Origin of the sequence: Cedecea colo, assembly GCF_011808225.1 — a bacterium.
GTDB classification, from domain to species: domain Bacteria; phylum Pseudomonadota; class Gammaproteobacteria; order Enterobacterales; family Enterobacteriaceae; genus Dryocola; species Dryocola colo.
The window spans coordinates 21230-29154 of sequence record NZ_SOYS01000016.1; the positions used below are offsets into that span (position 1 = coordinate 21230).

A 7925-nucleotide genomic window follows, 5' to 3' on the forward strand; every position below is an offset into this window, starting at 1 on the left:
ACGCACCCAAAAAACTGTAACGACTATCATTTATACCAGTGTCGAGGGGGATGTGCACCAGGTTATGGAACGTGTAATTCAAAAGTTAGACCATGGCTGGTTTATCGTCAGCCACGAGCAAAAATTGTGGCTGCCAAAAGGCGAGCTGCCTCATGGGGCGGCAACCGACTTTCAGCTCGACGGCGTGGAAGGCAGGCAAATTGGCGAATGGGACGGTGAGGCGGTCTGGCTGGTTCAGCAAAATCGCCGCCAGGACATGGGCTCGGTGCGACAGATTATCGATCGGGACGCAGGTTTGTTCCAGCTTGCAGGACGCGGCGTGCAGCTTGCGGAATTCTATCGTTCCCATAAATTTTGTGGCTATTGCGGACACGAAATGCACGAAAGCAGAAGCGAATGGGCCATGCTGTGCAGCCATTGCCATGAACGTTATTACCCGCAGATCGCCCCTTGCATCATCGTGGCGATTCGCCGCGACGACCATATTCTGCTGGCCCAGCATACGCGCCATCGCAACGGGGTTTATACCGTACTGGCCGGATTCGTTGAGGTTGGCGAAACCCTCGAACAGGCCGTTGCACGTGAGGTGATGGAAGAGAGCAGCATCCGGGTGAAAAACCTGCGTTACGTGACCTCGCAGCCCTGGCCTTTCCCGCAATCATTGATGACGGCGTTTATGGCGGAATATCACAGCGGTGACATTAAAATCGACCCGAAAGAGCTGATAGATGCGCAATGGTATCGCTACGACCAGCTACCGCTCATCCCGGCGGCCGGCACCGTGGCGCGTCGTTTGATTGAGGATACCGTTGCTGCTTGTCGGGCGGAGTACGGGACGTGGTAAACTGGCGGCATACAGCCAAAGGAAATGCAAATATGACTGAACTGAAGAACGATCGTTACCTGCGCGCCCTGCAACGTCAGCCCGTAGATATCACTCCGGTATGGATGATGCGGCAGGCGGGGCGTTATCTGCCGGAGTACAAAGCTACCCGTGCCCAGGCCGGCGATTTTATGTCGCTGTGCAAAAACGCCGAACTGGCCTGCGAAGTGACCTTGCAGCCGCTGCGTCGCATGCGGCTTGATGCGGCGATCCTCTTCTCTGATATCCTTACCGTGCCGGATGCGATGGGGCTTGGTCTTTATTTCGAAGCGGGTGAAGGCCCACGCTTTACCTCGCCGGTTACCAGCCGTGCCGATGTAGAAAAGCTGCCGATTCCCGATCCGGAAGACGAGCTGGGCTACGTGATGAACGCGGTACGCACCATCCGTAAAAACCTGGCAGGCCAGGTGCCGTTGATCGGTTTCTCCGGTAGTCCGTGGACGCTGGCGACCTATATGGTCGAAGGCGGCAGCAGCAAAGCTTTTACCGTTATCAAAAAAATGATGTATGCCGATCCGCAGGCGCTGCATCTGCTGCTTGATAAGCTGGCGCAAAGCGTCACGCTGTATCTTAACGCGCAAATCAAAGCGGGCGCGCAGGCGGTGATGATTTTCGATACCTGGGGCGGCGTGTTGACCGGGCGCGACTATCAACAGTTCTCCCTCTATTACATGCATAAAATCGTCGATGGCCTGCTGCGTGAAAACGAAGGTCGCCGCGTGCCGGTAACGCTGTTTACCAAAGGCGGCGGACAGTGGCTGGAAGCCATGGCGGAGACCGGCTGTGACGCGTTAGGTCTGGACTGGACCACGGACATTGCCGATGCTCGCCGCCGCGTGGGAGACAAAGTTGCGCTGCAAGGAAATATGGACCCGTCTATGCTTTACGCTCCACCTGCCCGCATCGAAGAAGAAGTGGCGACGATTCTGGAAGGGTTCGGTAAGGGCGAGGGACACGTGTTTAACCTCGGCCACGGAATTCACCAGGACGTGCCGCCAGAACATGCGGGTGCGTTTGTTGAGGCGGTTCACCGCTTGTCAGTACCCTATCACCAGTAAAAAAGGAGAAGGAATGGACCTTGCAGCGCTTCGTCAGCAACAGATCGAACTGGCTTCAAATGTGATCCGCGAGGATCGTTTTGACGTCGATCCTCCGGCGCTTATTGCCGGAGCCGATGTGGGGTTTGAGCAGGGCGGTGAAGTCACGCGTGCCGCCATCGTGCTGCTGAAATATCCTTCTCTGGAACTGGTGGAACACAAGATAGCGCGGATTAATACCACCATGCCTTACATTCCGGGCTTCCTGTCGTTTCGTGAATATCCCGCGCTGCTTGCGGCCTGGGAGATGCTTTCACAGAAGCCCGATTTGCTGTTTGTCGACGGACACGGCATCTCGCACCCGCGCCGCCTCGGCGTTGCCAGCCATTTTGGGCTGCTGGTCGATGTGCCAACCATCGGCGTCGCCAAAAAGCGGCTATGCGGGCGTTTTGAACCATTGGGCGATGAGGTCGGTGAGAAACAACCGCTGATCGACAAAGGCGAGCAGCTTGCCTGGGTATGGCGCAGTAAAAAACGCTGCAATCCTCTCTTTGTGGCTACCGGGCACCGCGTAAGCACCGACACCGCATTATTATGGGTGCAAAGATGCATGGCTGGTTATCGTTTACCCGAGCCTACGCGCTGGGCAGACGCCGTTGCATCGGGTCGTCCGGCATTCGCGCGGTGGCAAGCAATTCAAGGATGATTAGGGTAAACTGCCGCTAATTTCCCGTCTTTGAGACATCGTAATGTTACAGAACCCTATTCATTTGCGCCTGGAGAGGCTGGAAAGCTGGCAGCACGTCACTTTTATGGCTTCTTTATGCGAGCGCATGTATCCGAACTACGCCATGTTTTGCCAGCAAACCGGCTTTGGCGATGCTCAGCTTTATCGTCGTATTGTCGATCTCATCTGGGAAACGCTGATCGTAAAAGACGCGAAAGTGAATTTCGATAGCCAGTTGGAAAAACTGGAAGAGGCGATTCCTTCCGCTGACGACTATGATATTTACGGCGTCTGGCCAGCTATTGATGCCTGTGTGGCGCTGAGCGAATTACTTCACTCTCGTCTTTCAGGCGAAACGCTGGAGCACGCTATCGAAGTCAGCAAGTCCTCAATCACCACCGTTGCGATGCTCGAAATGACGCAGGCTGGTCGTGAAATGACCGACGAAGAGCTGCGTGCAAACCCGGCGGTGGAAGAGGAATGGGACATCCAGTGGGAGATTTTCCGCCTGCTGGCCGACTGCGAAGAAAGAGATATTGAGCTGATCAAAGGCTTACGCGCGGACCTTCGCGAGGCCGGGAGCAGTAACATCGGTATAAATTTGCAGCAATAAGACAACAAAACGTGACGTACAGTCTGATTTGTAGGGCCTGGAGGCTTCCAATTAGCCCCCCGTCTGGTCTACATTTGTGGGGCGAAAAAAAGTGGCTATCGGTGCGTGTATGCAGGAGAGTGCTTTTCAGGCATTTCCGTCGCACTCGATGCTTAGCAAGCGATAAACACATTGTAAGGATAACTTATGAACAAGACTCAACTGATTGATGTAATTGCTGACAAGGCTGACCTGTCTAAAGTACAGGCTAAAGCTGCTCTGGAATCCACTCTGGCTGCAATTACTGAGTCTCTGAAAGAAGGTGATGCTGTACAACTGGTTGGTTTCGGTACCTTCAAAGTGAACCACCGTGCTGAGCGCACTGGCCGCAACCCGCAGACCGGTAATGAAATTAAAATCGCCGCGGCTAACGTGCCGGCGTTTGTTTCTGGTAAAGCGCTGAAAGACGCAGTTAAGTAATTAACGCGTGTCGGTGAACGGTTTTAGCAGAGGGGCGATTTCGCCCCTTTTGTCCGTCTGGCGTCCGCTGGTGGCGTTAACGGGCGCGCTGCTGCTCACGGCGTGCAGCAGCAACCCTCTCCCTCCGTTTACCGCCAGCGGCTACGTAGCCGATGGGGGCGTGGTGCGCATCTGGCGTAAAGATAACGGCGACGGTTCGGTACACATGCTGACAGCGTTTAGCCCGTATGGAAACGGTGCTACCACAACGAACGAATATCGCTGGCAGGGTGATAACCTGGTCTTTATCGAACAGAATATTCAGGGCGAGCTGCCCGAACACAGTAAAGTGCGTTTTGACGATCGCGGCGAGCTGAGCTTTATGCAGCGCGAGGTAGACGGCCAAAAACAGCAGCTCTCCAGGGAACAAATAGCGCTGTATCAGTATCAGGCCTCCCGAACGAAAGTGACCAGTGAAGCGCTGCGGATCGGGAAAGTAATACTGCGGCAAGGGCGCTGGCATCGCGATGGAACGGTAACCACCTGTGAAGGAGCAACCTTCAGCCCGAAGCTGGACAATCCGTCCCAGAGCCATATCGCGCGTCGCCAGAGCCATTCGTCGCTGGAAGTCAGCATTGCCTGGCTGGAAGCCCCGGAAGGTTCACAGCTGTTGCTGGTGGCGAATGAGAACTTTTGCTCCTGGCAGCCTGAGCCTGGCGAGTTTTAGCTATAAAAAAACCGCCACGCGGGCGGTTTAGCTTACTTTGCGTTTTCACGCTCTATGGCGCGATAGCCGATGTCTGAGCGGCTAAAGCTGCCGTCCCAGTGGATATCCTGCATCAGCTCGTATGCGCGCTTCTGAGCCTGCGCTACGGTGTCGCCCAGCGCCGTTACGCACAGCACGCGGCCGCCGCTGGTGGTGACCATGTCATCTTCGCGCAGCGTTGTGCCAGCGTGGAAGACTTTTCCATCAACGACTTCTTCGAGCGGCAGACCGTGGATCACATCCCCGGTGCGGTAATCTGCCGGATAACCGCCGGCTGCCATAACGACGCCCAGAGAAGGACGCTCATCCCACTTTGACGTTGTTTCATTGAGCTTGCCGTCGCAGGCTGCAAGGCACAGTTCGACCAGATCGGACTGTAAGCGCAGCATGATTGGCTGCGTTTCCGGGTCGCCGAAGCGGCAGTTAAACTCGATGACTTTTGGATTACCCTGCTTATCGATCATCAGTCCCGCATACAGGAAGCCGGTATAGGTGTTGCCTTCCGCCGCCATACCGCGAACGGTTGGCCAGATAACCTGGTCCATCACACGCTGGTGAACTTCATCGCTAACCACCGGAGCCGGGGAATAAGCGCCCATGCCGCCGGTATTTGGGCCGCTATCGCCATCGCCTACGCGTTTGTGGTCCTGGCTGGTTGCCATCGGCAACACGTTCTCGCCGTCGACCATCACGATGAAGCTGGCTTCTTCGCCGTCGAGGAACTCTTCCACCACGATACGGTGCCCGGCGTCGCCAAACGCGTTGCCCGCCAGCATATCGTTAACGGCAGCTTCGGCGTCATTCAGCGTCATCGCTACGATCACGCCTTTGCCCGCTGCCAGGCCGTCAGCCTTGATAACAATTGGCGCGCCTTTTTCACGGACGTAGGCCAGCGCCGGTTCCACTTCGGTGAAATTCTGATATTCGGCAGTAGGAATGTTGTGACGAGCCAGGAAATCCTTGGTAAAGGCTTTAGAGCCTTCTAACTGCGCAGCCCCCTGAGTTGGACCAAAGATTTTCAGGCCAGCTGCGCGAAACGCATCCACCACGCCGATAACGAGTGGCGCTTCAGGGCCAACAATCGTCAGATCGATTTTTTCATTCTGCGCAAAGCTGAGCAGCGCAGGAATATCGGTTGGATTAATGGCTACATTCTGCAGCGCAGGTTCCAGAGCCGTACCCGCATTACCCGGAGCGACAAATACGGTACGTACCAGCGGCGACTGCGATGCCTTCCAGGCCAGCGCGTGTTCGCGCCCGCCGTTACCAATCACTAAAACTTTCATTCGTTAAGGCTCCGGATTAATGGCGGAAGTGGCGCATGTCGGTGAAGATCATTGCGATCCCGTGTTCGTCGGCTGCGGCGATCACCTCTTCATCCCGAATCGATCCGCCCGGCTGGATCACACAGCTCACGCCAACGGCGGCTGCGGCATCAATACCGTCGCGGAACGGGAAGAAAGCATCGGAGGCCATCGCGGAGCCTTTCACTTCAAGGCCTTCATCGCCTGCTTTGATACCGGCGATTTTTGCGGAATAAACACGGCTCATCTGACCGGCACCTATGGCGATGGTCATATTCTCGCGGGCATAAACGATAGCGTTGGATTTTACGAACTTCGCCACTTTCCAGCAGAACAGCGCATCACGTAGTTCCTGATCGGTTGGCTGGCGCTTGCTGACTACGCGCAGATCTGCTGCGGTAACCATGCCCAGGTCGCGATCCTGCACCAACAGGCCGCCGTTTACGCGTTTGAAATCCACACCCGGAACGCGCTGTTGCCACTGGCCGCAGGTCAGGACGCGGACGTTCTGCTTCGCGGCGGTGATCTTCAGAGCTTCTTCACTGGCTGAAGGGGCAATAATTACTTCCACAAACTGACGAGAGATAATGGCCTGTGCGGTTTGCGCATCCAGTTCGCGGTTAAACGCGATGATGCCGCCGAATGCGGATGTTGGGTCGGTTTTGTATGCGCGGTCGTAAGCATCCAGCAGGGAATCGCTAACGGCTACGCCACACGGGTTGGCATGCTTAACGATAACGCAGGCAGGCTCGCTGAACTCCTTTACGCATTCCAGCGCGGCATCGGTATCGGCGATATTGTTATAAGAAAGCGCCTTGCCCTGAACCTGCGTTGCGGTGGCCACCGATGCTTCCTGAATTTCTTCTTCTATATAGAAGGCGGCCTGCTGGTGGCTATTCTCGCCGTAGCGCATATCCTGCTTCTTAATGAAGTTCAGGTTCAGCGTGCGCGGGAAGCGGCCAGCAGGATCTTTGCTTTCGCCATGATAAGCCGGTACCAGGCTGCCAAAATAGTTGGCAATCATGCTGTCGTAAGCGGCGGTGTGCTCAAAGGCCTTGATAGCCAGGTCGAAGCGGGTTTCTAAAGTGAGAGAACCTTCGTTGGCGTCCAGCTCGGTAATAATTGCCCGATAGTCGCTACTCTTAACAACAATCACCACGTCTTTATGGTTCTTCGCGGCGGAGCGCACCATGGTCGGACCGCCAATATCGATATTCTCAACCGCGTCTTCCAGAGAGCAGCCTTCGCGAGCGACGGTTTGCGCGAATGGGTAAAGGTTGACGACAACCATATCGATCGGGGAGATAGCGTGTTCTGCCATGATGGCATCATCCTGACCACGACGGCCCAGAATGCCGCCGTGGACCTTCGGATGCAGGGTTTTGACGCGTCCATCCATCATCTCCGGGAAACCGGTGTAGTCAGAGACTTCGGTCACCGGCAGGCCAGCGTCAGCCAGCAGGCGGGCGGTTCCGCCTGTGGAGAGCAGTTCCACACCACGTTGGGAGAGAGCCTGGGCGAATTCGACGATGCCGGCTTTGTCAGAAACACTGAGCAGAGCGCGGCGTACAGGACGACGTTGTTGCATGGTTTGATCCCTTAGCTTTGGTTCGCATATAGAAGAGCGTTAGCTGAATTCTCGTTTTTTATTCGTAAAATTCAGCTAACGCCCCAAAACGGGGTGTCCTTTTATCGCGGCGTATTGTAGCGAAAACGTTTGCGTCACGCTCGCGAAATTTCAGTTCAAATCACAATTGTGGATAAGTTTGTGTACAAGTTGGTATAAGGCGGGCTTTTGCTGGGGATTGCAGCAGTCAGTCAAAATAGTGCAAATTTAGTGTTGCAGCCTGGAGAGAACTCCCTATAATGCGCCTCCATCGACACGGAACATGTGAACAACATCACAGAGTAACGGCGGCGATGAGAGTTAAAAATCCTGAAATTCGGGGTTGACTCTGAAAGAGGAAAGCGTAATATACGCCACCTCGCAACAGCAGGCTGAGCCGCTGATTGCACCGCTCTTTAACAATTTATCAGACAATCTGTGTGGGCACTCGCAGGATTGATATCTCAGCATCTTCGGGTGCAAAAAAATATCAAGCCTTGAAGAGTGACCAGACAGTAATTCATTTAAGTGAATTATTTGAAAGTAATCTT

Annotated in this window: 8 protein-coding genes; 6 read left to right on the top strand and 2 right to left on the bottom strand. The window is 55.0% G+C overall.

Annotated elements, in window-relative coordinates:
- Positions 1-64: 64 nt before the first annotated feature.
- From nudC to E2L00_RS20915, 6 genes are all read left to right on the top strand, one after another.
- Positions 65-844, top strand: a complete 780-nt coding sequence (gene nudC / locus E2L00_RS20890; protein ID WP_167614953.1) for an NAD(+) diphosphatase — start codon at positions 65-67, stop codon at positions 842-844.
- A gap of 32 nt (positions 845-876) precedes the next feature.
- Positions 877-1941, top strand: a complete 1065-nt coding sequence (gene hemE / locus E2L00_RS20895; RefSeq protein ID WP_167614954.1) for a uroporphyrinogen decarboxylase — start codon at positions 877-879, stop codon at positions 1939-1941.
- Positions 1942-1954: 13 nt separating this feature from the next.
- Positions 1955-2626 (top strand): deoxyribonuclease V, encoded by a 672-nt coding sequence (gene nfi / locus E2L00_RS20900; protein WP_167614956.1) that lies wholly within the window; start codon positions 1955-1957, stop codon positions 2624-2626.
- Positions 2627-2669: 43 nt separating this feature from the next.
- Entirely contained in the window at positions 2670-3260 is a 591-nt protein-coding gene (locus E2L00_RS20905; protein WP_167614957.1) for a YjaG family protein, read from the top strand.
- A gap of 186 nt (positions 3261-3446) precedes the next feature.
- The gene (gene hupA / locus E2L00_RS20910; protein WP_032615913.1) at positions 3447-3719 is read left to right on the top strand and encodes a nucleoid-associated protein HU-alpha; all 273 of its coding nucleotides are present in this window, start codon (positions 3447-3449) and stop codon (positions 3717-3719) included.
- A gap of 13 nt (positions 3720-3732) precedes the next feature.
- The gene (locus E2L00_RS20915; protein ID WP_167614965.1) at positions 3733-4425 is read left to right on the top strand and encodes a DUF1481 domain-containing protein; all 693 of its coding nucleotides are present in this window, start codon (positions 3733-3735) and stop codon (positions 4423-4425) included.
- 32 nt (positions 4426-4457) lie between these two features.
- Here E2L00_RS20915 and purD read toward each other — a convergent pair whose 3' ends face one another.
- Positions 4458-5750: a phosphoribosylamine--glycine ligase gene (gene purD, locus E2L00_RS20920; protein ID WP_167614959.1), complete on the bottom strand. Its 1293-nt coding sequence runs from the start codon at positions 5748-5750 to the stop codon at positions 4458-4460.
- A gap of 16 nt (positions 5751-5766) precedes the next feature.
- The gene (gene purH / locus E2L00_RS20925) at positions 5767-7356 is read right to left on the bottom strand and encodes a bifunctional phosphoribosylaminoimidazolecarboxamide formyltransferase/IMP cyclohydrolase (RefSeq protein ID WP_167614961.1); all 1590 of its coding nucleotides are present in this window, start codon (positions 7354-7356) and stop codon (positions 5767-5769) included.
- Positions 7357-7925: the final 569 nt, after the last annotated feature.

Bases quoted from the DNA above. Each gene is read 5' to 3' on its own strand.
- nudC (WP_167614953.1), top strand. From the start codon at position 65: ATGGAACGTGTAATTCAAAAGTTAGACCATGGCTGGTTTATCGTCAGC.
- hemE (WP_167614954.1), top strand. From the start codon at position 877: ATGACTGAACTGAAGAACGATCGTTACCTGCGCGCCCTGCAACGTCAG.
- nfi (WP_167614956.1), top strand. From the start codon at position 1,955: ATGGACCTTGCAGCGCTTCGTCAGCAACAGATCGAACTGGCTTCAAAT.
- E2L00_RS20905 (WP_167614957.1), top strand. From the start codon at position 2,670: ATGTTACAGAACCCTATTCATTTGCGCCTGGAGAGGCTGGAAAGCTGG.
- hupA (WP_032615913.1), top strand. From the start codon at position 3,447: ATGAACAAGACTCAACTGATTGATGTAATTGCTGACAAGGCTGACCTG.
- purD (WP_167614959.1), bottom strand. From the start codon at position 5,750: ATGAAAGTTTTAGTGATTGGTAACGGCGGGCGCGAACACGCGCTGGCC.
- purH (WP_167614961.1), bottom strand. From the start codon at position 7,356: ATGCAACAACGTCGTCCTGTACGCCGCGCTCTGCTCAGTGTTTCTGAC.